The following is a 23584-nucleotide window of genomic DNA, read 5'->3' on the forward strand; positions in this document are numbered from 1 at the left end:
GTTCAAAAGTGCGATGCGAAGGCGGGGTGCCGGGTGCGGGTTTTCAGGAGCGTCGCAAACAGGATGTTTGCGCCGCAGCGCCCAGGGATGGGTTCACAGCGGTCCGGAAAACCCGCACCCGGTGCCGCGCCGCCAGCGGACCTGATTTAGAACCACGCTTCAAAAGTCTATCAGCCGCCTCCACGCCAGCTTCAGAGCCGCAAGCAAAAAGCCCCGAAGATACTCCGGGGCTTTTTGTTAAGTGGTCCGCTGAATCGAAAATTCCGCTAACTGTCGAAGCGCAGTCTTGTGCTCCCCGTCCGGCAAAAACTCCAGTTTCTCCAGCGCGAGTTCGACTTCTTTTCTGGCGCGATCAAAGGTGTAATCCAGCGCACCACAAGACTCGATAGTCGCAACAATCTCAGGAAGTTTATCCGCGGATTTCTGTTCAATTGCCTCCCGCACTAAAGCTGCCTGTTCTTCAGTGCCATTCGCCATCGCGTAAATCAGCGGCAGGGTCGGCTTGCCTTCGGCCAGGTCGTCGCCCACATTCTTGCCGAGCTCTTCCGAATTACCGCGGTAATCCAGTGCATCGTCCACCAGCTGGAAGGCAGAGCCCAGATGGCGACCGTAGAGCTTCAGGGATTCGCGCTCATCCGCGCTGCAGCCGGCCAGAACCGCTGCGGTTTCACAGGCCGCTTCGAACAGCGCGCCGGTCTTCTTATGGATAACGTTCAGGTAATTGGCTTCGGTGACTGCAGGATCGCCCGCATTCACCAGCTGCTGCACCTCGCCCTCGGCAATGGTGTTGGTGGTGTCAGACAGGATCGCCATGATGTCCATGTCCTTCAGCGCCACCATCATCTGGAATGCGCGGGAATAGAGGAAGTCGCCCACCAGCACCGCCGGCGCATTGCCCCACTGGGCGTTGGCGGTGATGCGGCCACGGCGCATATCCGAGGTGTCCACCACATCGTCGTGCAGCAGCGTCGCCGTGTGGATGAACTCAATAATCGCCGCCAGCGGGATATGATCCTCGCCCCGGTAGCCCGCCGCACGGGCACACAGCAGCACCAGCAGCGGGCGCAGGCGCTTGCCGCCGGCCTCAACCAGATAGTGGCCAATGTTTTCCACCAGGGGAACGTCTGAGTGCAGTTGATCAATGATGGTCTGATTGACCGCCGCAAAATCGTCGGCGGCTACCTGGTGGAAAGGCAACATGCGGGTTCCTTATACATCGCTTTGGTATTCTGTCGGCGGCAAGACTAGCGGTTTTGGACGCGGGCGGAAAGGCGCGGGCAGGCTGTTGCCCGAAAAGCGCGCTATTGTGCCGTGCGGCCTAATTGATTAGAATCTGCGCCCCGCTCGCACCGGGTTCGCCTGTCATGTTAGTTCATGGGGTGACCTCTGGGCCGGGAAGACGTTTTAAACACACGGCGCAAGCTCCCAAAATGCTGGCTGAGTGGTCACCGATTGTTGGTGATTAGACCCTGTCGCTGCTTCGTGTCGTCCATTTTGTTGGAGCATAGAAATATGTACGCAGTTATTGAAAGCGGTGGCAAACAACACCGTGTTGTAGAAGGCGAAGTTCTGCGCCTGGAAAAAATTGAAGCTGCTACCGGTGAATCTGTCGATTTTGACAAGGTTCTGATGGTAGTAAACGGCGACGCCATCAACATCGGTGCGCCTGTAGTGGAAGGTGCCAAGGTGACTGCAGAAGTGCTGAGCCACGGCCGCGGCGACAAGGTGAAAATCATCAAGTTCCGTCGTCGTAAGCACTCCATGAAGCGTCAAGGTCACCGTCAGTGGTACACCGAAGTTAAGATCACTGGCATCAAGGCATAAGCAGAGGAGTAACGACTCATGGCACACAAGAAAGCTGGCGGTAGTACGCGCAACGGTCGCGATTCCGAAAGTAAACGCCTGGGCGTGAAGCGCTTTGGCGGTCAAGCTGTCTCCGCAGGCAGCATCATCGTGCGTCAGCGCGGTACCAAGTTCCACGCTGGTGTGAATGTTGGTATGGGCAAAGATCACACCCTGTTCGCTACCGCCGATGGCGTGGTGAAGTTTGAGGTGAAAGGTGCGAATAACCGGAAGTTTGTTTCTATCGAAACTGCCTAAGCGGTCACAGCGCCCGATAAAAAGCCCCGCAATTGCGGGGCTTTTTTGTATCTTGCCCACTTTTTTGTATTGATCCCGGGCAAATTACACTGAAGACCGGGTAACCGGTAAGTAGAGTCATGAAATTTGTAGATGAGGCACCGATCAAGGTGCAGGCCGGCAACGGCGGTAAAGGGTGTTGCAGCTTCTGGCGTGAGAAATTCATTGCCAAGGGCGGCCCCGATGGCGGCGACGGCGGCGACGGCGGCTCCGTCTATCTGGAGGCCGACGAATCTTTGAATACCCTGGTGGACTACCGCTTCCAGCCCAACCATCAGGCGGAGAACGGTGAGCCTGGACGCGGCCGCAACTGCACCGGCGCCAAGGGTGAAGATCTGATACTGAAGGTGCCCGTGGGTACTACCGCCATCGACGTGGATACCGGCGAGACATTGGGCGACCTGTTGGAGCCGGGGCAGCGGTTGCTGGTGGCCCAGGGTGGCTTCCACGGCATTGGCAACACCCGTTTCAAGTCCAGTACCAACCGCGCGCCCCGTCAGACCACGCCGGGCTACCCGGGCGAGTTCCGCAATCTGAAGCTGGAACTCAAGGTGCTGGCGGATGTGGGCATGCTCGGTCTGCCGAATGCGGGCAAGTCCACCTTTATCCGGGCGGTGTCTGCGGCGAAACCGAAGGTGGCGAATTATCCGTTTACCACCCTGGTGCCGAACCTCGGGGTGGTGAAGGTGCAGAAATACCGCAGCTTCGTGATTGCCGATATCCCCGGTCTGATCGAGGGTGCCTCCGAGGGGGCGGGGCTGGGTATCCGCTTCCTCAAGCATCTGACCCGCTGTCGTGTGCTGCTGCACCTGGTGGACCTGGCGCCGTTCGACGGCTCCGACCCCGTGCAGAATGCGCTCGCCATCGAGCGCGAGCTGGAATCTTTCAGTCCGACACTGGCCGGGCGCGAGCGCTGGCTGGTGCTGAACAAGACCGATCTGGTGCCGGCTGCCGAGCTGGATGAACGCTGCCAGGCCATCGTCAGCGCCCTTGGCTGGCAGGGGCCGGTGTTCCGTGTCGCCGCGATTCGCGGTGAGGGCACCGATGTGCTCTCCGGGCAGCTGATGGATCACCTCGAGGGCGTGAAGCAGCGGGAAGAGCTGGATGGTGATCTGTTCGAGGCCGAACAGGAAGCCCAGCGGCAGATGCAGCGCGAGGCGCGTGAGCGCATCGAGGAGGTGCGTCTGGCGCAGCGTGCGAAGCGTATGGGGCTGGAAGAATCTGACGAGGATGATGAAGATTGGGACGACGATGACTACGACGTAGATATAGAATATCGTCGCTAAGTTTTCTGCCCTTCCAGAGGATTGTCCTGACTCAGGGATGACCTGCAGGGGCGTGTCCTGATATGAGGAATAAATGGACTCCACTTCGTCGCGTCAGCAACTCTCCGCCAGCAAGCGCTGGGTGATCAAAATTGGCAGCGCCCTGCTCACCGACAATGGTCGCGGCGTCAATCGCGCCGCGATCCACAACTGGGCGGGGCAGATCAGTGCCCTGCGCCGTCAGGGTATTGAGGTGCTGCTGGTATCCTCCGGTGCCGTGGCGGCGGGCATGGACCGCCTGGGTTGGCGCAAACGCCCCGAATCCATCCACCAACTGCAGGCCGCCGCCGCTGTGGGGCAGAGCCATCTGGTGCAGGTGTATGAGCACGCGTTTGGACAGTACGACTGCCGCACGGCGCAGATCCTGCTGGATCATGACGATCTCTCCAACCGCACCCGTTATCTCAATGCCCGCAGCACCCTGCGCACCCTGTTGTCGCTGGGTGCGGTGCCGATCATCAATGAGAATGACACGGTAGTGACCGATGAGATCCGCTTCGGCGACAACGACACTCTGGGGGCCCTGGTGGCCAATCTGGTGGAGGCGGATGTGCTGCTGATTCTCACCGACGCAGAGGGTTTGTTTACCGAGGACCCGCGCGACAACCCGGCGGCAGAGCTGGTGCGCGAAGCGGTGGCCACAGACCCGCGTCTGGTGGCAATGGCGGGCGGCTCTCGCAGCGGCCTCGGCCGTGGCGGCATGGCTACCAAGGTGCGCGCGGCTCAGCTGGCGGCGCGCTCCGGTGCGCGCACGGTAATCGTTGGCGGTGGTGCGGAGGCGGTGATCGAGCGTGTGGCGGCGGGAGAGGCGCTGGGCACATTGTTGATGCCCGAGGCGGACCCGCTGACGGCGCGCAAGCGCTGGCTGGCTGGGCAGCTGCAGGTGCGCGGCAGGCTCTATTTGGATGCCGGCGCGGAGCGCGCATTGCGCAACCAGGGCAAGAGTTTACTGCCGGTGGGCGTGGTGGGTGTTGACGGGCGCTTTCATCGCGGCGAGCTGGTGAGCTGTGTCAATGCCGGCGGCGAGGAGATCGCGCGCGGGCTGGTGAATTACGGCAGTGGTGAGGCGTCTAGGATCTGCGGTCAGTCATCAGAGCGGATTGTGGAGTTGCTCGGCTATCGCGACGACGATGAGTTGATCCATCGCGACAATCTGATCCTGCTGTGACTGGGTTGGTCGTGGAGCCCTGAGTGGCGGGCCCTTCTCGGAAGGGTCGTTACGCTAAATTGAGGCAATAAAAAACCCCGCTATCGCGGGGTTTTTTGTGCTCAGTCAGAAATTGGCTCAGGCGGCCAGCTTCTTGATCTGGGCGTTCAGGCGGCTCTTATGGCGAGCTGCCTTGTTCTTGTGAATGATGCCTTTGTCGGCCATGCGGTCGATGACCGGCACAGCAGCCGCGTAAGCGGTTTTGGCTTTATCAGCGTCACCTGCATCGATGGCTGCAACTACCTTTTTGATGTAGGTGCGCACCATGGAGCGCAGACTGGCGTTGTGATTGCGGCGCTTGTCATTCTGGCGCGCGCGTTTCTTCGCTTGAGGTGAGTTGGCCACCGGTTGCTCCTGTCTGGATCTTGATAACTCGAACAATCGGGCCGGGGGCCCGTTTGGGACGCGACATTATCCCCAGCGTTGTTTGTTTGTCAACCGCCGGCGCGGTGAGTTTGTGACTGCGGGGGCTGCGCGCTGCTTATCCCAGTAGCGCAGTCATGCCGGACTTGATCCGGCATCCAGCTTCGTAGCACTGGATTCCGGATCAGGCCCGGAATGACAGTTGTCCAGGGTAGTACCTGCCGTCTCAACGGGGCAGGGCTAGTGTAAACACGACGCCACTACCATCTTCGTGATTGGCGGCACTGAGCTCGCCGTGATGAAAGTCGGCGATCAGTCGCGCGATATGCAGGCCAAGCCCCAGGTGTCCGGCCTTGCCGCCGTCGTCGCGCACCGAAACGAGGGAGTCGAACAGCTTCTGGCCAAAACCGCTGGGCAGCAGCGGTCCGCTGTTGCTGACGCTCAGCAGGTATTCCCTGCGCTCGGGTGTCAGTGCCATATGGATTGTGCTGCCCTCCGGGGCGAAGCTCACCGCGTTGTCCACCAGCTTGTCCAGTAGTTGCGCGAGCAGTTCTGGAGCGCCGTTGCAGGGTTGTGGCGTGTCGGGGCACTGCAGTTCGAAGTGGTGTTCGGGGTGGGCGTCGGCGTAGCTCTGGTTGAGTGCCTGTACCAGGTCCGCGAGATCGAAATCTTCGCGGTCGGCCTGGCGGATGCTCGCTTCCAGGTGATTGGCGGCGGACAGGGCATTGAGGATCGACGACAGGCGGGCGCCGCCGTCGGCGGCGCGCTCGGCATAGCGGCGGCTGTCGCTGTCGAGGTCGCCGGCGGCAAGGTTGTCGAGGGACGAGCGCACCACCGCCAGCGGGGTGCGCAACTCGTGTGAGAGCTTGCTCGCGAGGCTGCGCAGGTACTGGTGATAGTGGTCCAGCTCGGCGAGCAGACTGGCAAAGGCGCGGTTGAGGGCGCCGAGTTCATCATTGATAAGAGGGCGCGGGAAATCCCCCCGCAGGCGACCGCTGGCATCCACGGCATTGCTGGCGGCGCGGTGGAGCTGGCGAATGCGCCAGGACAGCCAGCTGGCGTAGCCTAACAGCAGCAGCAGAACCAGGCCGGCAGCGGCGGCGGTGGTGAGCCACAGGCGGCGGGCGGCGGATTCGGTGAGGGACCGCAGGGCACTGGCGGACTGGGCGGTGATCACCCGCCCCAGCAATGGGCGCTCGATAATATCGTCAGCGCGGGTTACCACCGGCACGCTGACGGCGCCAATACGCTCATCGCCAGGGGTACTGTCGGGATCGCTGTCCGGGGCGCCGAACCACTGGCTGGCAGTTTCCCGGTTTTGGGTCAGGTTGTCCGGAAACCGGTCCCGGGGCAGCGGCGATAGCGCAGCGGTGGCGAGTATCTGCCGGTAGAGCCAATCCCGCAGCCAGGGTTGCGCCTCGCCCGCGGGCGGTTGGTCGTCCCCGGTGGCGTGCCAGTCAATACCGGTGCGGGCAAGCACGAAGCCCTCCTGATCCACCACGGTGAGCTGCAGCTCCGGGCGCGCGAAGTGTTCCAGTTCCCGCTGCAGTTGCGGCAGTGGTTCCACCAGTACTCCGGGGCGGCCGTCGTTCGGCAGGGTGCCGGCGACGCGCGCGGGGGTGCCTCCGTCGCTGTGTGTGCGGTCCAGCACGCGGACCGCCAGTTCGCCGTCGCTCAGGGCGGCGGGCAGTGTCAGCTCCAGCTGATAGCCGCGCGGGGAGGCGGTCCAGCGGCCGCGGATACGCAGTTCGCGCTCGTACCGGCCGCGGCGGGGGTTGTACCACATGGCGTGCACCGGTCCCTGGCTCGCCACGGGCAGGGTGTATTGTTGGCGCGCGGTATAGATTTCCACCGTGTCACCGCTGGATATGCCGCTGCTGCGCGGGTCGTGATAGCTGGGGCTGCGGTCGCGGGCGGTGAGCAGCATATAGATCTGGCTGCCACGCCGGCCGAGGGTGATTTGCGCGAAGGGGTCGCCTGCCTGATCGAGCAGCTGTCGTGGCCGCAGGCGCAGCGCGCGCCACTCCTCGCCGTAGCCATCCAGCACCGGCGTTTGCGCAAGAGGGTTCAGGTAGAGCTGGGCACCCGGTGGGCGGCCGTTGCGGCGAGGATCCGGTGCTATGAGTTCGGGGGCACTGGCGAGGCGTGCCGCGATGGCGTTGCCGGTGGCTTCAAGCGTCTGCATCTGCCCCTGGGTGAGGGCCTGGTCCACCTGGCGCAGGTATTGGCAGCCGGCCCAGGGAAGGGCCAGGGTGCAGAGACTCAGCAGGACCAGTTGGCGACGCAGGTTCATGACAGTCGGGTCGGGGTTCGGGCTGGCGGCGGTTACACCTGCCAGCGGTAGCCCATGCCATAGGCCGTGCCGATGGCATCAAAACTTCCGTCGACGGCCTGGAATTTGCGGCGGATGCGCTTCACATGGGAGGTGATGGTGTTGTCGTCCAGCACCACCCGCGCGGCTTCCATCAGCTGGGTGCGGGATTTCACATGCCCGGGGCGCTTGGCCAGGGCGTGCACAATCCAGAACTCGGTCACGGTGAGGTCCACGGCCGTTCCCTGCCAGTGGCAGTGCAGGCGCGATACATCCAGCGCCAGGTTGCCCTGGGTGAGCGTTTCGTTGTCATCGCTTTTGGACTGCATGATGCTCACCCGGCGCAGAAGGGCGCTGATACGGGCCTGCATGTGCGGCAGGGAGATGTCCTTGGTGAGATAGTCGTCCGCGCCCAGGCGCAGGCCGGAGATAATGTCCAGTTCCGAGTCCCGCGCGGTCAGGAACAGAATGGGCAGGGTGGGCGCCATGGCGCGCAGCTCCCGGCACAGATCGAATCCGCCCTCGATTTCCGCCCCGAGGCCAACATCGATAACCGCAAGATCCGGCAGCCGCTGTTGAAATGCGGCCAGTGCTTCCGGGCGGGTATGGTAGAGCTGTACCTGATAACCGGTGCGGCGCAGGGCATCGCGGTAGTTCTCGGCGATGGCAATTTCGTCTTCGACAATGGCGATGGTCGGGCTGTTCATACGGGCTTTGGCACTGATATCTGCTGGCATGTGGCGGAAAATCATGCCCGAACATTGGGGCCGCTGGCAAAAAATGATGCGCACAAAAAAGCGTGCCACGTTTTAGCGGCACGCAAGGTCAGGTTTTACAGGGCTTTGGAAGTCGGGTTACGTGGGACTGTTGTGAACTATCGGCCACCGTTTTTGCAGAACGGGGGCCGATGGGTTGATGTTCAGAAGTTGCCGGCTGTGGACTCCGGCAGGCCGAAGTGAATATCGACCCGGCGCTCGAGCGCGTAGGCGTCCAGATCGCCCTTGCCAGCTTTGGAGCGACTGGCACCGAGGGCGCGGCGTTCGATACGTTCAGGTGCTACACCGTAGGCTTCCAGGGCGCGCTGCACACTGAGGGCGCGCTGGTCGGAGAGTACATTGTTGTATCCGTCACTGCCGCGGGGGTCGGAATGACCTTCGAGCAATACCTGCAGTTGCGGGTGACGGGTGAGGAAATCGGCCATCGCGGCAACCTGGCGCTCCTGTGCTTCCTGCAGCTGGTCGTCGCCGGTGGTGAACAGCATCTGGAACTCAAGGCTTTCCAGTGCCAGCGTACGGGCGTCGTTGGCCGACAATTGCGCCATGTCCAGTTGTTGTGCGAGGTTACCCAGTTCTGCGCGGCTTTCGGTCAGTTGTGTTGCGAGCATGTCGGCCTCTTCTGCTTGCTTGATCTGTTCGCCCAGCCAGGCACCACCGAGGGCACCGGCAATGAAACCGACCGGGCCACCTACGGCGGCGCCCGCAACTGCGGCGCCGGTAAATACAGTGGCCTGTTTGGCCGGGGTCAGGGCTGAGCCCTGAAATTTTGTCTCGGTGTTTTTGGCGGCCTCGGGCGCGGCGAAGCTGTTCAGGGCCAGACTGCTCAGGGTTACTGCCAACAACATCTTTTTCATGATCGTGTTCCTTGCGATTTGAGTTTATATGACTGCTCTTCGGTGCCGATCGGGTTGGTGTTTCCGTCTCGGTTGAGAGTCATTTAAACCCCGCAAGGAGGCACTGGCGTGGCGCCAGTGGGGCAAATTGCGCAGCAATTATGGCGAATTGTGGCGAGGCGCCCTGTGATTCAGTTCAGCCTCCGCAAAGATCGCGCTGCAATCACTCCACGCGCCGCCGAAAGCGGCTGCCGCGGGACTGGTCGATACGCACCCGCACCCGTTGAGGTCGCGGGCCCATGGCGACAATGGCGTACAGCAGGATCGCCAGGAGCAGTGCAATCATCAATGCGTTAATGGTCATTCCTTTTCTCCTCTGTTGCCGCCAATCCCTGCGGTTCGCCAACGGCTTACACTGAGTATAGTTTCGTATTGCGCCAACCGTAGCGCGGCTGCGCTGCAGAGGGTTCGCGAGCGGATCGGGTGGCCGCGGCGGTGCTTTGCGGTAGACTTGCCGCCCATTATTTCCTTCTGCATTCAAACTTCTGGCCGGAACCCGGCATTGACCTTCAGGAATCAGGGACGTGGCAGCACCTTCGCCCGAACAGGAACCGCCCAAACCGAGCCCGGATGACCCGGCACTGCAATCGCACGGAGCACAAGGTGCCGGGTTGCAGGAAAAAAAAGATAGCCCTCAGCGGGGGTTGCTGCGCGGAACCTCTGTGGTCGGCGGCGCCACACTGTTGTCGCGGATCATGGGATTGGCGCGGGATGTGGTATTTGCGCGACTCACCGGTGCCGGTGAAGCCGCCGATGCCTTCTTTGTGGCCTTCAAAATCCCCAATTTCTTCCGCCGTCTGTTCGCCGAGGGCGCATTCGCCCAAGCGTTTGTACCGGTGCTGGCGGAATACCGCCAAAACGGCGGCCTGGCCGCGGCAAAAGAACTCAATGACCGGGTGGCCGGAGCGCTCGGGGGCACGCTGTTGCTGGTCACGCTTTTTGGGGTGTTGTGCGCGCCGCTGGTAACAGGCATCTTCGCCTTTGGCTGGTGGTGGGGCGGCAATGAGCCGGCCAAGTTCGCGATGGCCACGGACATGTTGCGCATCACCTTCCCCTACCTGATGCTGATCTCGCTCACCGGTTTTGCCGGGGCCATCCTCAACAGCTTTGACCGCTTCGCCATCCCGGCCCTGACCCCCATCCTGCTCAATCTGGTGCTGATTGCCGCCGCCACTGTGGCCGCCGGCTGGTTCGATCCCTCGGTCATGGCGCTCGCCTGGGGGGTATTGGTGGCCGGCGTGGCGCAGCTGCTGTTCCAGATCCCGTTTCTGATGCGCGAGGGGTTGCTGCCGCGCCCAAAATGGGACTGGCAATACCCTGGCGTGCGCAAGATCCTGCGGCTGATGGCACCGGCGATCTTCGGTGTGTCGGTCACCCAGATCAGCCTGGTTCTGGACACGGTGCTGGCTTCCTTCCTGCCCACCGGATCGGTGACCTGGCTGTATTTTTCCGACCGCCTGACCGAGTTGCCGCTGGGGGTGTTCGGCGTTGCGGTGGCCACGGTGATCCTGCCGAACCTGTCGCGCCAGCACGCCGGCGGCGACCCGCGGCGCTTTCGTCACACCATCGACTGGGCGCTGCGCTGCGTCACTCTGATCGCGCTGCCGGCAGCTGTGGCGCTGTTTGTGCTCGCGGAGCCGCTACTTACTTCACTGTTTCAGTACGGCAACATGACCGCTCGGGATATGCAGATGGCGGCCTGGTCGCTGCGCGCCTACACCTTCGGGCTGCTCGCTTTCATGCTGATCAAAGTGCTGGCGCCCGGCTACTTCGCCCGCCAGGACACCGCCACCCCGGTGCGCTTTGGTCTTATCGCTATTGCCTCCAAGATGATACTGAGCCTGTTGTTTGTGGTGCCGCTGCACCTGTATTTTCAGCTCGGCCATATGGGGCTTGCCATGGCCACCGCCGGCCAGGCGGCGATCAACGCCTGGCTGTTGTACCGCGGGCTGCGCCAGGGCGGGGTCTACGCACCGGAAGCCGGCTGGCGCTCGTTTCTGGCGAGGTTGCTGCTGGCTAATCTGGCCATGGCAGCGGTATTGCTTGGCGTATTGCACTACTGGCCCGACTGGAACGACTGGCCCTGGTGGCAGCGTGCCTGGCGCATCGGCGCGCTGGTAGCGGCCGGCGGCGCCACCTACCTGGGGGTGTTGCTGGCCAGCGGCCTGCGCCCGCGCCATTTCCGGGCCACCTCATGAGTGACCGAAATCCCCAGAGAGCGGCCAAATCCGTTATACTGCGCCGCTTGATTTTGCAAGGCCGATCAAGAGTGACTAGTAGGGTGAGTGAAGCACTGTGACCGAGCAACGGGAGCTGATTCGCGGGTTGCACAACCTGCGGCCGCGCCACCACGGATGCGTGGCGACCATCGGTTCATTCGATGGCGTGCACCTGGGGCACCAGGCCATCATTACCCAGCTGCGGGCGCGGGCCGCCGAGCGCAAACTGCCCTCGGTAGCGATCATCTTCGAGCCCCAGCCCCATGAATTCTTCTCCGGCGAAAAGGCGCCGGCGCGGCTGATGCGCTTCAAGGAAAAGGTGCTTGCGCTGTTTGCCGCGGGGGTGGATCGCGTGCTGTGCCTGCAGTTCAACGAGCGGTTGCGCCACCTGAGCGCGAAAGCGTTTATCCAACAGGTGCTGGTGGATGGCCTCGGCGTGTGCCACCTTGTGGTGGGCGATGATTTCCGCTTCGGCTGCGACCGCAGTGGTGACTACGCGCTGTTGCAAACGGTTGGCGCGGAAGCGGGTTTTACCGTGGAAGACACCGCGACCCTGGAAATTGCCGGCGAGCGCGTAAGCAGTACCCGCATCCGCGAGGCCCTGCAGAATGCGGACTTTGCGCTGGCGGAACAGTTGCTCGGCAAGCCCTACCGGATTACCGGCCTGGTCGCCCGCGGCCGCGCCCTTGGGCGTCAGCTGGGTGCGCCCACGGCCAATGTGCGCCTGCATCGCTATCGCTCACCGCTGGTGGGCGTGTACACGGTAACCGCAAAGCGCACCAACGGCAGCCCGATGAGTGGCAGCTGTATGGAAGTGGCCGGCGTGGCCAATGTGGGCTTTCGCCCGACGGTGGAAGGCGAGGGTGCAAAACCGCTGCTGGAAGTGCACCTGTTCGATTTCAGTGGCGACCTGTACGGCCGCGAAATCGCCGTCACCTTCCACCATAAATTACGCGATGAAGAAAAGTTTGAGTCCCTGGAAATCCTCAAACAGAAAATTGCCGAAGACATCGCCAACGCGAAAGCGTGGTTTGCCAGCGGCAAACAAAAGTAAAGAAATTACCCCTTCGCATCAGAATACTCCAACACTCAGATGCGAAGGCAGAGCACCGGGGACAGGTTTTCAGGAGCGTCGCAAACAGGATGTTTGCGCCGCAGCGCCCAGGGATGGGTTCACCGCGGTCCTGAAAACCTGTACCCGGTGCTCTGCCGCCACCGAACTGGCCGAGCTGGGACCCCGGGGTCCGATATTAGAGCTCTGTTCTACGTCCGGTGGCGCGGAAGCAATGGGTATCAGGTTTCAAAAACGCTGTGAATACGTCCCTGTACGCTCCGTCGGCGACGTCCATGTCGCCGACGGTTTTGAAACCTGATCCCCATCACTTCCGCTTAAATTTTGAGTCTTGTGCTTCGTAAGCCTTAGGGTATTTTTGAAGTGCGGGGCGGCATTGAATGCTGAATTATTTTCGAGCTACAACCGAAGTAGATAACCAATGACCGACTACAAAGCGACCCTGAACCTGCCCGAAACCGACTTTCCCATGCGCGGCAATCTGCCGAGCCGGGAACCGGAAATTCTGAAGCAATGGCAAGAAGGCAAGCTCTACGAAAAAATTCGCGAGGCCCGCGCCGGTCGCGAACAGTTTATCCTGCACGATGGCCCCCCCTACGCCAACGGCGATATTCATATCGGTCACTCGGTCAACAAAATTCTCAAAGACATCATCGTCAAATCCAAAACCCTGAGCGGACTGGATGCCCCCTACGTGCCCGGCTGGGACTGCCACGGCCTGCCCATCGAACACAAGGTGGAGCAGAAAGTCGGCAAGGCCGGCACCAAGGTCGATCACAAAACCTTCCGCCAGAAATGCCGCGAATACGCCGCAAAACAGGTCGAAGGTCAGAAGAAAGACTTTATCCGCCTCGGCGTGTTCGGCGACTGGGAAAATCCCTACCGCACCATGGACTTCGAATTTGAAGCCGACATTATTCGCGCTCTCGCCGGTGTGGTGAAAAACGGCCACCTGTCCCGCGGCTTCAAACCCGTGTACTGGAGTGTGGTGGGCGGCTCTGCGCTGGCGGAAGCGGAAGTGGAGTACCAGGACAAAACCTCCTACTCCATCTACGTCAATTACCCGGCCACCGAAGAAACCGCGCTCGCCATCGCCGACGCCGCTGGCGGCCACGCCGGCGAAGGCCCGCTGTCCGTAGTGATCTGGACCACCACCCCCTGGACTCTGCCGTCTTCCCAGGCCGTGTCCGTCAATGGTGAGCTGGAATACGTCGTAGTGCAGGTCGATGGCAAGCGCCTGCTGCTGGCGGAAGCGTTGAAAGATGCGGTACTGGCCCAGGCCGGTCTCGAAGGCAAGGTCGTCGGCCATATCCGCGGCGCCGCGCTGGAACACCTGAAAATCAAGCATCCCTTCTACGACAAGGAACTGCCGATCATCCTCGGAGACCACGTCACCACCGACGCCGGTACCGGCTGCGTGCACACCGCGCCCGACCACGGCCCGGACGACTTCAACGTGGGCAAGCGCTACGGTATCGACACGCTCAACTATGTGGACGACAACGGCGTCTACCGCGACAGCACACCGCTGGTCGCGGGCGAACACGTGTACAAGGTTGACGACAAGATTGTCGAGCTGCTGAAAGAAAACGATGCACTGTTGCATCAGGGCAAACTGGTCCACAGCTATCCGCACTGCTGGCGCACCAAGACCCCGCTGATCTACCGCGCCACGCCGCAGTGGTTTATCAGCATGCAGCAGAACGACCTGCTGGATCACGCGCAGAAAGCGGCTGATGAAGTGCAGTGGATCCCGGGCTGGGGTAAGGCGCGCATCGATTCCATGCTGAACGCGAGCCCCGACTGGTGTATCTCCCGGCAACGCACCTGGGGTGTGCCCATCGCGCTGTTCGTGCACAAAGAGACCCACGAAATTCACCCCGACACCCCGGCGCTGATGGAAAAAGTCGCGCAGCAGGTGGAAAAGGCGGGCATGGACGTGTGGTTCGAGCTGGATGCAAAAGAACTGCTGGGTGACGACGCGGACAACTACCAGAAAGTTACCGATACCCTGGACGTGTGGTTCGATTCCGGCGTGACCCATCACGCGGTGCTGAAGCGTCGTGAAGCCCTGCGCTTCCCGGCGGACCTGTACCTGGAAGGTTCCGACCAGCATCGCGGCTGGTTCCAGTCCTCCCTGAAAACCTCCATCGCCATCAACGACTGCGCGCCGTACAAGCAGGTGCTCACCCACGGTTTCACCGTGGACGCCCAGGGTCGCAAGATGTCCAAGTCCATCGGCAACGTGGTGGCGCCGCAGGATGTGATCAACAAAATGGGTGCGGACGTGCTGCGCCTGTGGGTAGCGGCCACCGACTTCAGTGGCGAGATGGGCGTTTCCGACGAGATCCTGAAGCGTACCGCGGACTCCTATCGCCGCCTGCGCAATACCGCGCGTTTCTTCCTGTCCAACCTGGCCGGCTTTGATCCCGCAAAAGATCTGCTGCCGGCGGATGACCTGCTCGCACTGGACCGCTGGGCCATCGAGCAGGCGGCGAAGCTGCAGGGTGAAATCGTAGCGGCGTACGACCGCTACCAGTTCCACCAGATCTATCAAAAACTGCACAACTTCTGTGTGGTGGAGATGGGCGGTTTCTATCTCGACATCATCAAGGACCGCCAGTACACCACCCAGGCCGACAGCGTTGCGCGTCGCTCGGCGCAGACTGCGCTGTTCCACATCGTGCAGGCCTTCGTGCGCTGGGTGGCGCCGATCCTCAGCTTTACCGCGGAAGAGCTGTGGCAGTTTATCCCCGGCAACCGCGAAGACAGCGTGATGCTGGCGGAATGGCACCAGTTCCCCGAGCTGCCGCAGGACAATGCGATGGACGCAGAATTCTGGGATGCCATCGCCGATGTGAAAACCGCGGTGAACAAGGTGCTTGAAGAGCAGCGCGCGGCGGGCAAGATCGGTGGTTCCCTGCAGGCATCCGTGACGCTGTTTGCCGACGAGGCCCTGCAACAGAAACTGGATGCGCTCAAAGACGAGCTGCGCTTTGTGCTGATCTGCTCCTCCACTTCCGTACAGGCGCTTACCGATGCTGCCGGTGCCGAGAAAACCGAGCTCGCCGGCCTGCGGGTGGCGGTACATAAAGTGGACGCGCCCAAATGTGGCCGCTGTTGGCACTACCGCGAAGATGTGGGCAGCAACAGCGAGCATCCGGAACTCTGTGGCCGCTGTGTTGAGAACGTGAGTGGTTCCGGTGAGGAACGCCACTATGCCTAAATTGCTGTCTTCGCCACTGCGCTGGTATCTGCTGGCACTGCTGGTGATTGTGGTGGATATCGCCACCAAGGTATGGGCGGTTGAGCGCTTTATGTATGGCCCTGCGCTGCAGATTATTCCGGGTTTCCTGCAGTTCACCTATGCGGAAAACTACGGGGCCGCGTTCAGCTTTCTCGCCGATGCCGGCGGCTGGCAGCGCTGGTTCTTCGGCGCTATCGCGGTGGTTTTCAGCACCGTAGTGGTACTGTGGATCAAACGGTTGCCCGCAGCCAGACGTTGGGAGCCCACTGCGCTGGCGCTGATTCTCGGCGGCGCGCTGGGCAACCTATGGGACCGCATGCTGCTCGGCTATGTGCGCGATTTTATTTCTGTGTATTACGGCAACTGGCATTTCCCTGTATTCAACGTGGCCGATATGGCCATCTCTGTCGGCGCTGCCATGCTGGTGATCGAGCTGCTTTTTTTTAAAGACAAAGGCGAAGCATCCAGCAAAAACAGCGCGGAAGTGTAAGGTTCCAGAGCAGTAGCATTTAGAGACATCTATGAGCAATAACGTTATCGGTGAACACAGCCGTGTCACCCTGCACTTCAGTCTCAAGCTGGATGACGGTTCCGAAGTGGATTCCAACTTCGAAGGTGACCCAGCCACTTTTATTGTCGGCGACGGCAACCTGCTGCCGGGTTTTGAACAGGCCCTGTTCGGGCTTAAAACCGGTGACGAAGCGGAAATCGAGATCCCACCGGAAGGCGCGTTCGGGCAGCGCAACCCCGCGAATATCCAAAAGGTACGCCGGGACATGTTCTCCCCGGATATGCAGCTGGAGGAAGGGCTGGTGGTGTCTTTCGACAACGGCAGTGGCGAGCTCCCGGGCATCATCCGCGACATCGGTGAAGACGAAGTGGAAGTGGATTTCAACCACCCGCTCGCCGGGCAGACCGTGTTCTTCCACGTAAAAATTCTCGAAGTGGCCTCCATCAACTAGGTCAAGGACAGAACAGCATGCAGATTCGCCTCGCCAATCCCCGCGGTTTCTGTGCCGGCGTCGACCGCGCCATCGACATCGTCAACCGCGCCCTCGATGTCTTCGGCGCGCCCATCTATGTGCGTCACGAAGTGGTGCACAACAAATTCGTGGTCGACACTCTGCGCGAGCGCGGTGCGGTTTTCGTCGATGAACTGGATGAAGTGCCGGACGATGTGATCGTCATCTTCAGTGCCCACGGTGTGTCCAAAGCGGTGCAGGATGAGGCGGCCAGCCGCGGCCTCAGGGTGTTCGATGCCACCTGCCCGCTGGTCACCAAGGTGCATATGGAAGTGAGCAAGTTCAGCAGCGACGGCGCCGAGTGTATACTCATCGGCCACGAAGGCCACCCGGAAGTGGAAGGCACCATGGGGCAGTACGACACCAGCAATGGCGGTGCCATTTATCTGGTGGAAGACGAGCAGGATGTGGCGAAGCTCCAGGTCAAAGATCCGGACAACCTCACCTTCGTCACCCAGACCACGCTTTCTGTCGACGACACCTCCCGCGTGATCGACGCCCTGCGCACCAAATTCCCCAATATCCGCGGCCCGCGCAAAGACGACATTTGCTACGCCACCCAGAACCGCCAGGACGCCGTGCGCCAGCTGGCGCTGGAGTGCGATCTGGTACTGGTGGTGGGCAGCCCCAACAGCTCCAACTCCAACCGCCTGCGGGAGCTGGCGGAGCGCTGTGGTACCAATGCATATCTGATCGACGGCCCCGATTGCGTTGATCCCACATGGCTGACTGACAAAAAAATCATCGGTATCACGGCTGGAGCCTCCGCGCCGGAAGTACTGGTGGAGCGGGTGATTCAGAAGCTGCGTGAGCTCGGCGCCGAAGCGCCGAACGAGATCGCGGGTATTCCGGAAAATATCAGTTTCAGTTTGCCGAAAGAGCTGCGTTAAGCCCTCTCTGCGGGTCGCCCTTAAACCGGTCGGCCCCCGCCCGCCTGTCGCTCCTGTACTGCCGTTTGTCGGCCCCATCCTGACATTGTGATGGGGTTGCTTCCATCTTTCGAAGCAATTGATATAAAGCTCTAGTGCACAAACTGGCGTTACGAAAGTTCGTTCGCCCTTGGCTCGAGAGTAAATCCCTGATGAACAATTCTTTTCGCCAATTCGGTTTCACATTGGTTGAGCTGATGGTGGTCATTGCCGTTCTCGGCATTATCAGCGCTATTGCCGTTCCTTCTTTCCAGTCGGTGATCAAGGATTACCGGATCGTCACCACCACGGATGAAATCAACAGCAACCTGCAATTTGCACGTGCCGAAGCCGTTCGTCTCGGTGGCGGTGTACGAGTGGGAGGCGTTGGAAATGACGTTGCCAATGGCCTCAGAGTCTGGGTGGATGGCAATGACAATGACAGCTATGACGATGGCGAAGAGCTGCGCGTGTTCAGTATTGAGAATGCCAGCCTTGCTCTGACATCGGATGTCGGCGGCACCGATACAGCAAATCTGCAGCTTGTTTTCAATGCGCGTGGAGAAACAGGGCTTGCCGGTACGCTGACCCTGGGATTGTGTGACGACCGCACCGGAAACCATGGCCGCCAGCTTGAGATGCTGGTTTCCGGTTCTGTGCGTTTGATAAAAAATACCGCGTGTACCGACTAAGAGGATTGGGAATATGAAACAACAGCAGGGTGCTACCTTGATTGAAGTTCTGATCTCGGTGCTGGTACTGGCAGTTGGTCTGTTGGGGGTTGCTGCAACCCAGACGCTCAGCCTTAAAAATGGTAACGGAGCCAATCAGCGTTATATGGCGGCCCTGGCGGCGCAGGATATTGTTGAGCGCATGCGTGCAAATCCGAGTGGCCTGGAACAGGGCAGCTACGACGGCACAGTGACAGGGGGCGAAACGCTGACCAAAAACTGTAGCTCAGCGTGCACCGTAACCGAATTGGCCAGTCTCGATTTGTATGAGTGGGGGCAGCTGATCAAGACAAACCTGCCATCCGCGACAGGTACGATTGGTCGAAATGCTGACGAGGTGACCGTGACCATTGCGTGGAAGCAGCAGCATACTGGCGAAAACTACGGGAGCTCCAATGGTGGAGCGGAAGATACCAATTTTGTCATGATTGTGGAGCTCTGATATGCCATTGCTGACCAGACAGCGCGGGCTGTCGTTGATTGAGCTCATGATTGGGATGCTATTGAGCTCACTTTTGTTGCTCGGAGTGCTGCAGGTGTTCCAGAGCAATACCAGCACCTCTAGGACCCAAACGGCTCTTTCTCGTGTGCAGGAAAGTGGCCGATTTGCTATTGACCTATTGAGCAAGGAAATCAGGGCCGCGGATTATTGGGGCTGCGCCCCGGATGAGGACAGTATTGTCAACAGCCTGACCTCTCCGAGTGCGTTTTTTGCTTCTGTGGGGGCAGACGGTGTACAGGGGCTGAATGACGTTGCTACTGGCCAGAAAATTGGGACTCTGGACGTTGTTGCCGGTACAGATGTTTTGATTATCGGAAGCTCAATTGATGCTTGTGGTGGTGTGGGGCGGATCGTGAATCCTACCAATCCACTGGCACCAGAGGTCAGCGCCAATTGCCCCATTGCTGCAGGCGATGTTGTTTTGATCGCGAATTGCCGGGCGGGCGATGTTCTGGCCATCACCGGAGTTACCGGTGATCTCGGTGCAGGGAATCGCGTGATCTCACACGGTGCAACCCTACAGGAAGCATACGGTGCTGATGCCAAAATTCTGAAGCCCTATCAGCGCACCTATTTCATTGCAGAGAGCACCGCGGGCGGCAATTCACTGTTTATGCGTGATGAGAATGACAATACCCAAGAGCTGGTTCCCGGTATTGAAGATATGCAGGTTAGTTACGGGCGCGACACTTCAGGGGATGGCGTGGTTGATATCTGGCAAGCGGCGGATGGCAACTTGGATAACATGGCAGAAGTCACTGCGGTTAAATTGCAATTACTGGTAACCAGTGAAGATGGCGCAGGTGTAGCCAGCCAGACCGTGACAGAGTTGGACGGAACCGAAACAACTTATTCCGATGGTCAGTTGCGCAAACTGTATGTTGCCTCTGTCAAAGTGCGCAATCGGGGGAGCATGTGATGAGAAGAGTAAATAGTCAGCGAGGGGCGGTGCTGATTGTCAGCCTGGTTCTGTTGCTGGTACTTACCATGATCGGCGTTGCCGGTGCCCGCGGTGTCATGATGGGTGAGCGCATGACCTTTGCTTCGCGCGACGCCAAGATTGCACTGGAAGTGGCGGAATCCATGGCGAGGCAGGGGGAAGCCTATATCGACGGTCTCAGTGATATCACCGGTTTTGGTACAACCGGCTGGTTGCGTACCGCAGGTGATGGTCCGGACGACGTGTTTGCCGATGCCACATGGACGAATACCAATTCTACTGAGCGTGAAGTCGGCATGCTGGGAGCGGACGGTAGTACCAAGCTGAAAGGGCGGATGTATATAGAGCTCGCTGGCCTGGCCTCTGACGATTCCAATGCCGCCGATGTGGATTTGAGTACCGGTAACACCGGGCTTGAGTTTGACGATACCCGGGTATTCAAAATCGTCACTCGCGGAGAGGGCATCGGCGGGACGGAGCGAATCATTGTGACCATGTACGGAAAGACCATGTAAGCCTGCCGCGGCAACTTTTCGAATAGAGAATCAGCCATGAAATGGAATAACAATATTAAACTGCAATCGACTCTTCGTTCACTGAGCTCGGCATTTCTGTTGACGCTGGCCACCAGTGCTTCCGCAGCCCCGGGTGATTTGTCCGATGTGCCGCTGTATACACGCGGTTCAGCAGAACCGAATATTATGTTTGTACTGGATTCATCTGGATCCATGAATGAGACTGTTTGGCCCCCCAGCGAATATGACGCGACGGCTACGTATGGATCTTGCGCGACTCCGATTTCAAGTACTTATACCTATACTTATGACGAGCGAGTTTGTAATAGAAGGACATGCTGGTATGAGGAGCGCGAGGCAGAAGCGACCAATACAATAAGTTTCCGAGTGAGAACCAGTGATGGTCGTGTAGAGTTTAACACCACAGAAGATGACACTTGGCGAACCTGGAATTCTTCCAACAGTTGTTTCGATCCGAATGATGGCGGCTATCGGGCCTGGGTTTATGCGGCAAGCGGTAATAATTATAGTGATTATTATCAGACGGGGAGCAGCTCAAATTATTATAGGAAAGATTCCGTTAGCGGAAAGGAGTTGAACTGGTTTTTCTCTCAGTCAAACGGTGCAGGTGGTTTTGAATCGGCAACTTTTGTTGACTCAGAGAATAATGTCGCTAGGTCTAAGGTTGACGTGCGTCGCACGGATATTATGAAAACCGCCGCCTTGGATCTCGTGGCAGACCTGGAAGACGTGCGTATTGGTCTGATGCAGTTTGACGGAAATGATGGTGCGCGGGCGTTACGAGGGCTGGATGGCGTTGATGAAGATAATCGAGCTGATTATCTGAATGTAATTAAGGGGATTACAGCAGATGGAAATACGCCTTTGGCAGAAAGCTTTACCGGTGTTGGACGCTATTTTATCACTGGCTACGAGGATAATAATCTTTCGTACGTCGGTAGCGATGGCGGCACTGTTTCTGCGGCAGGTGAGGATATTTTCGATTTTCAGCCCGATTGGGATGATGTGACCCCGAACGTTCCTAGGCCTACTAACAGTACGGATGGCGCTGCGATCCAGTATTACTGCCAGAAAAGTTTTATGGTGGCGCTGACTGATGGTCAGCCTACTCAGGACGACAGTATTAGTGACCACCTGAAGGATTACGATTACAGCTGCGCAAGTAACCCCGGCGGTTGCACTGGCAGCGAAATGGATGACGTCATCAAAGCGCTCTATGACATTGACCTTAGGCCTGATTTGAAAGAGCCCGATGGCACCCCGGTAAAGCACAATATCATCAGTTACATTATCGGATTTGCGGAGGACGGCCTCAGTGATACCGATGTGATGAAAAATGCCGGAGCGCTCGGGGGTGGTGGTGTGTACGATGCCAGTAATGCGGCCGAGTTGAAGGTGACCTTCAACCAGATCATCAGCAAGGTCCACGCCATTGTCGGCAGTTCCAGCTCGGTTGCCTTTAATTCAACCTCGCTTGAAGCAGACTCCGCGATCTACGCCGCCAAGTTCGATAGCGGTGACTGGAGCGGCGAGTTGTCGGCTTTGGCAATCGACAGTGCCGGCAATATTTCCACCACCGCGTCTTGGGAAGCTGGCACCATCCTTGATCAATCCGCGCCGAGTTCGCGAACGCTGCTTACGTATAAATCTGGCACGGGTGGCGTTGCATTTACTGCTACCGGACTGGATTTTACCGGTGCAGATGGAAGTGCCGAACTAGATTTGAATATCAATACGTCTACCGGTGTATCCGTAGCGGATAACCGTGCGTCGGAGCGTGTTGATTACCTGCGTGGTGATCGCACCAAGGAAGGCAATGGCAGTGATGAATTTCGACAGCGCGGTAGCCGTCTTGGCGATATTGTCAATTCGACCCCAGTGTATGTGGGCGAGCCGGTTAGTAAGTGGGAGAATGCGGAATTTCCGGAGGCAAGCAGTTATGCGGCCTTCAAAAGCGGTAAGGCGAGCCGCACACCGATGGTATATGTGGGCGCGAATGACGGTTTCCTGCACGGCTTCAATGCCTCGACCACTGGCAGCAATGCCGGTAAAGAGCTGATCGGTTATCTGCCTTCTGTCCTTGCCAGCACAGAAACCGAGCTCGGATTGCACGCATTGTCCTCACAGAACTATCTCCACAAATACTATGTGGATGGTACGCCCACTGTGGGCGATGCGTATATCAACAGCGCGTGGAAAACGGTTCTAGTTGGTGGCCTGAGCGGTGGTGGGAAGGGATATTTTGCGCTCGATATCTCCAACCCCTCTTCATTCAGCGAGGCGAATGCCGGCTCCATTGTTTTATGGGAATTCACCGACAGCAGCAATACTAATCTCGGTTACTCCTACAGCCGTCCGCAAATAGGCCGCATGTCAAACGGCAAGTGGGCAGCGATTTTCGGTAATGGGTACAACAGTCATACAGGTGATGCCGGCCTGTTTATTGTTTATCTGGATGGCACTGGACACGTCTACTTGTCAACCAGTACTGGCAGCCAGGCAGATAAAAACGGGCTCTCGACCCCGGCCATTATCGATACGGATCTGGATGGCACAATTGACCGTATTTATGCCGGTGACCTGCGCGGCAATATGTGGGCATTTGATGTGGAAACCAATGCGAAATGGACTTCCGGCGTTGCTACAGGAACTGTGAACAAGCTGTTCACAGCGACCGGAGAGCCGATCACTGGCGCACCGTTGGTGGCGAGAAATACCGCGAATGAAAATGGCGCATCTCCCAATTTGCTGGTGACATTCGGTAGTGGCCAGTATCTGACCGATGCGGATACCGCAAATACCGCTGCTGGTGGCTTTTATGCGGTTTCGGATAACGGAACCTATAACCTCGGTAAAAGCAATCTGGAGTCGCGCACCATTGGTACAAAGAATGTCAGTCAGAGTAGCGGCGGTGTGATATCACATCGCACACTCAGTGGGGCAGAGTTGAACTGGAGTAATAAATCCGGTTGGTATATTTCTCTGGTGGCTGGCATCTCCCCGGATGGCGGTGAACGCGTTACTACTCGTCCTGACCTGCTGCGCAATGTGCTGTTCTTCAATACTCTCATTCCTACCGGTCAGGTTTGTTCCGCGGGTGGATACGGGTGGTTGATGTCGGTGGATGTTCGAACCGGACTCGCACCGTCAGAGTATGCGGTGTATGACGCGAACAACGATGGCGTAATCGATAGCGCAGATATGGGCGTGGTGGGAGAAATGGTGAATGAGGGTATTCCGAATAAACCGGGCTTCCTCGGCGGCAAGAGGCAGTATACCTCTACCAGTGCTGGCACCATCAATGATCGCGATATCAATGTGGGCGGCGGCGATCGCGAGGGTCGACTGTCTTGGGAAGAAATGATTCCTAACTGATTCAATGCAGGGCTTCTG

21 protein-coding genes are annotated in these 23584 nt (G+C 59.1%); 15 read left to right on the top strand and 6 right to left on the bottom strand.

Annotated features, from left to right (window positions below; all coding sequences use genetic code 11):
• Nucleotides 1-237 precede the first annotated feature (237 nt).
• A complete protein-coding gene (ispB, locus tag GNX18_RS18215) occupies nucleotides 238-1200 on the bottom strand; it encodes an octaprenyl diphosphate synthase (protein ID WP_138236912.1) in 963 nt (320 codons plus the stop codon).
• A 312-nt stretch (nucleotides 1201-1512) separates the two neighbouring features.
• Between ispB and rplU the strand changes: the two genes are divergently transcribed.
• The 4 genes from rplU (at nucleotide 1513) to proB (ending at nucleotide 4632) form a co-directional block, all read left to right on the top strand.
• Nucleotides 1513-1824 (top strand): 50S ribosomal protein L21, encoded by a 312-nt coding sequence (rplU, locus tag GNX18_RS18220; protein ID WP_138236911.1) that lies wholly within the window; start codon nucleotides 1513-1515, stop codon nucleotides 1822-1824.
• An 18-nt stretch (nucleotides 1825-1842) separates the two neighbouring features.
• Nucleotides 1843-2100 (top strand): 50S ribosomal protein L27, encoded by a 258-nt coding sequence (gene rpmA, locus GNX18_RS18225; protein WP_010132157.1) that lies wholly within the window; start codon nucleotides 1843-1845, stop codon nucleotides 2098-2100.
• A gap of 119 nt (nucleotides 2101-2219) precedes the next feature.
• On the top strand, nucleotides 2220-3425 hold the full coding sequence (cgtA, locus tag GNX18_RS18230) for an Obg family GTPase CgtA (RefSeq protein ID WP_166219945.1): 1206 nt from the start codon (nucleotides 2220-2222) through the stop codon (nucleotides 3423-3425).
• A 73-nt stretch (nucleotides 3426-3498) separates the two neighbouring features.
• Nucleotides 3499-4632 carry a glutamate 5-kinase gene (gene proB, locus GNX18_RS18235; protein WP_166219947.1) on the top strand — a complete coding sequence of 378 codons (1134 nt, stop codon included), beginning with the start codon at nucleotides 3499-3501 and terminating at the stop codon, nucleotides 4630-4632.
• Nucleotides 4633-4749: 117 nt separating this feature from the next.
• Here the strand turns inward: proB and rpsT are convergent, their stop codons facing one another.
• The 5 genes from rpsT to GNX18_RS18260 all read right to left on the bottom strand — a co-directional run bounded on the left by rpsT (nucleotide 4750) and on the right by GNX18_RS18260 (nucleotide 9318).
• On the bottom strand, nucleotides 4750-5016 hold the full coding sequence (gene rpsT, locus GNX18_RS18240) for a 30S ribosomal protein S20 (RefSeq protein ID WP_138236908.1): 267 nt from the start codon (nucleotides 5014-5016) through the stop codon (nucleotides 4750-4752).
• A gap of 244 nt (nucleotides 5017-5260) precedes the next feature.
• On the bottom strand, nucleotides 5261-7327 hold the full coding sequence (locus GNX18_RS18245; protein WP_166219949.1) for an ATP-binding protein: 2067 nt from the start codon (nucleotides 7325-7327) through the stop codon (nucleotides 5261-5263).
• Between the two features lie 32 nt (nucleotides 7328-7359).
• Nucleotides 7360-8082 carry a proteobacterial dedicated sortase system response regulator gene (pdsR, locus tag GNX18_RS18250; RefSeq protein WP_240914092.1) on the bottom strand — a complete coding sequence of 241 codons (723 nt, stop codon included), beginning with the start codon at nucleotides 8080-8082 and terminating at the stop codon, nucleotides 7360-7362.
• A gap of 182 nt (nucleotides 8083-8264) precedes the next feature.
• Nucleotides 8265-8975, bottom strand: a complete 711-nt coding sequence (locus tag GNX18_RS18255; protein ID WP_138236906.1) for an OmpA family protein — start codon at nucleotides 8973-8975, stop codon at nucleotides 8265-8267.
• Between the two features lie 202 nt (nucleotides 8976-9177).
• Complete coding sequence (locus GNX18_RS18260; protein ID WP_166219951.1) at nucleotides 9178-9318, bottom strand: hypothetical protein; 141 nt, start codon at nucleotides 9316-9318, stop codon at nucleotides 9178-9180.
• Nucleotides 9319-9661: 343 nt separating this feature from the next.
• On the opposite strand from GNX18_RS18260, the gene murJ reads away from it, so the two are divergent.
• The 11 genes from murJ (at nucleotide 9662) to GNX18_RS18315 (ending at nucleotide 23566) form a co-directional block, all read left to right on the top strand.
• The gene (gene murJ, locus GNX18_RS18265; RefSeq protein WP_205828187.1) at nucleotides 9662-11212 is read left to right on the top strand and encodes a murein biosynthesis integral membrane protein MurJ; all 1551 of its coding nucleotides are present in this window, start codon (nucleotides 9662-9664) and stop codon (nucleotides 11210-11212) included.
• 97 nt (nucleotides 11213-11309) lie between these two features.
• Nucleotides 11310-12287 carry a bifunctional riboflavin kinase/FAD synthetase gene (gene ribF, locus GNX18_RS18270; protein ID WP_166219953.1) on the top strand — a complete coding sequence of 326 codons (978 nt, stop codon included), beginning with the start codon at nucleotides 11310-11312 and terminating at the stop codon, nucleotides 12285-12287.
• A gap of 439 nt (nucleotides 12288-12726) precedes the next feature.
• A complete protein-coding gene (ileS, locus tag GNX18_RS18275) occupies nucleotides 12727-15531 on the top strand; it encodes an isoleucine--tRNA ligase (protein ID WP_166219955.1) in 2805 nt (934 codons plus the stop codon).
• Nucleotides 15524-16042 carry a signal peptidase II gene (lspA, locus tag GNX18_RS18280; protein WP_166219957.1) on the top strand — a complete coding sequence of 173 codons (519 nt, stop codon included), beginning with the start codon at nucleotides 15524-15526 and terminating at the stop codon, nucleotides 16040-16042. Before ileS ends, lspA begins: the two co-directional genes overlap by 8 nt.
• 31 nt (nucleotides 16043-16073) lie before the next feature.
• Nucleotides 16074-16514, top strand: coding sequence for a peptidylprolyl isomerase (locus GNX18_RS18285; RefSeq protein WP_138236902.1), 441 nt, complete (start codon nucleotides 16074-16076; stop codon nucleotides 16512-16514).
• A 17-nt stretch (nucleotides 16515-16531) separates the two neighbouring features.
• A complete protein-coding gene (ispH, locus tag GNX18_RS18290; RefSeq protein WP_166219959.1) occupies nucleotides 16532-17464 on the top strand; it encodes a 4-hydroxy-3-methylbut-2-enyl diphosphate reductase in 933 nt (310 codons plus the stop codon).
• A 191-nt stretch (nucleotides 17465-17655) separates the two neighbouring features.
• Nucleotides 17656-18174: a GspH/FimT family pseudopilin gene (locus GNX18_RS19470; protein ID WP_205828005.1), complete on the top strand. Its 519-nt coding sequence runs from the start codon at nucleotides 17656-17658 to the stop codon at nucleotides 18172-18174.
• Nucleotides 18175-18187: 13 nt separating this feature from the next.
• On the top strand, nucleotides 18188-18655 hold the full coding sequence (gene pilV, locus GNX18_RS18300) for a type IV pilus modification protein PilV (RefSeq protein ID WP_166219961.1): 468 nt from the start codon (nucleotides 18188-18190) through the stop codon (nucleotides 18653-18655).
• A gap of 1 nt (nucleotide 18656) precedes the next feature.
• Nucleotides 18657-19634: a PilW family protein gene (locus GNX18_RS18305; protein ID WP_166220775.1), complete on the top strand. Its 978-nt coding sequence runs from the start codon at nucleotides 18657-18659 to the stop codon at nucleotides 19632-19634.
• Nucleotides 19634-20170, top strand: coding sequence for a PilX N-terminal domain-containing pilus assembly protein (locus GNX18_RS18310; RefSeq protein WP_166219963.1), 537 nt, complete (start codon nucleotides 19634-19636; stop codon nucleotides 20168-20170). Before GNX18_RS18305 ends, GNX18_RS18310 begins: the two co-directional genes overlap by 1 nt.
• A 36-nt stretch (nucleotides 20171-20206) precedes the next feature.
• Entirely contained in the window at nucleotides 20207-23566 is a 3360-nt protein-coding gene (locus GNX18_RS18315; RefSeq protein WP_166219965.1) for a pilus assembly protein, read from the top strand.
• Nucleotides 23567-23584: the final 18 nt, after the last annotated feature.

Source organism: Microbulbifer sp. SH-1, assembly GCF_011326135.1.
Taxonomy (GTDB): Bacteria; Pseudomonadota; Gammaproteobacteria; order Pseudomonadales; family Cellvibrionaceae; genus Microbulbifer; species Microbulbifer harenosus.

What these genes read in the sequence shown, in the direction of transcription:
- ispB (WP_138236912.1), bottom strand. Translation starts at nt 1,200, where the DNA reads ATGTTGCCTTTCCACCAGGTAGCCGCCGACGATTTTGCGGCGGTCAAT.
- rplU (WP_138236911.1), top strand. Translation starts at nt 1,513, where the DNA reads ATGTACGCAGTTATTGAAAGCGGTGGCAAACAACACCGTGTTGTAGAA.
- rpmA (WP_010132157.1), top strand. Translation starts at nt 1,843, where the DNA reads ATGGCACACAAGAAAGCTGGCGGTAGTACGCGCAACGGTCGCGATTCC.
- cgtA (WP_166219945.1), top strand. Translation starts at nt 2,220, where the DNA reads ATGAAATTTGTAGATGAGGCACCGATCAAGGTGCAGGCCGGCAACGGC.
- proB (WP_166219947.1), top strand. Translation starts at nt 3,499, where the DNA reads ATGGACTCCACTTCGTCGCGTCAGCAACTCTCCGCCAGCAAGCGCTGG.
- GNX18_RS18245 (WP_166219949.1), bottom strand. Translation starts at nt 7,327, where the DNA reads ATGAACCTGCGTCGCCAACTGGTCCTGCTGAGTCTCTGCACCCTGGCC.
- pdsR (WP_240914092.1), bottom strand. Translation starts at nt 8,082, where the DNA reads ATGCCAGCAGATATCAGTGCCAAAGCCCGTATGAACAGCCCGACCATC.
- GNX18_RS18255 (WP_138236906.1), bottom strand. Translation starts at nt 8,975, where the DNA reads ATGAAAAAGATGTTGTTGGCAGTAACCCTGAGCAGTCTGGCCCTGAAC.
- GNX18_RS18260 (WP_166219951.1), bottom strand. Translation starts at nt 9,318, where the DNA reads ATGACCATTAACGCATTGATGATTGCACTGCTCCTGGCGATCCTGCTG.
- ileS (WP_166219955.1), top strand. Translation starts at nt 12,727, where the DNA reads ATGACCGACTACAAAGCGACCCTGAACCTGCCCGAAACCGACTTTCCC.
- lspA (WP_166219957.1), top strand. Translation starts at nt 15,524, where the DNA reads ATGCCTAAATTGCTGTCTTCGCCACTGCGCTGGTATCTGCTGGCACTG.
- GNX18_RS18285 (WP_138236902.1), top strand. Translation starts at nt 16,074, where the DNA reads ATGAGCAATAACGTTATCGGTGAACACAGCCGTGTCACCCTGCACTTC.
- ispH (WP_166219959.1), top strand. Translation starts at nt 16,532, where the DNA reads ATGCAGATTCGCCTCGCCAATCCCCGCGGTTTCTGTGCCGGCGTCGAC.
- GNX18_RS19470 (WP_205828005.1), top strand. Translation starts at nt 17,656, where the DNA reads ATGAACAATTCTTTTCGCCAATTCGGTTTCACATTGGTTGAGCTGATG.
- pilV (WP_166219961.1), top strand. Translation starts at nt 18,188, where the DNA reads ATGAAACAACAGCAGGGTGCTACCTTGATTGAAGTTCTGATCTCGGTG.
- GNX18_RS18305 (WP_166220775.1), top strand. Translation starts at nt 18,657, where the DNA reads ATGCCATTGCTGACCAGACAGCGCGGGCTGTCGTTGATTGAGCTCATG.
- GNX18_RS18310 (WP_166219963.1), top strand. Translation starts at nt 19,634, where the DNA reads ATGAGAAGAGTAAATAGTCAGCGAGGGGCGGTGCTGATTGTCAGCCTG.
- GNX18_RS18315 (WP_166219965.1), top strand. Translation starts at nt 20,207, where the DNA reads ATGAAATGGAATAACAATATTAAACTGCAATCGACTCTTCGTTCACTG.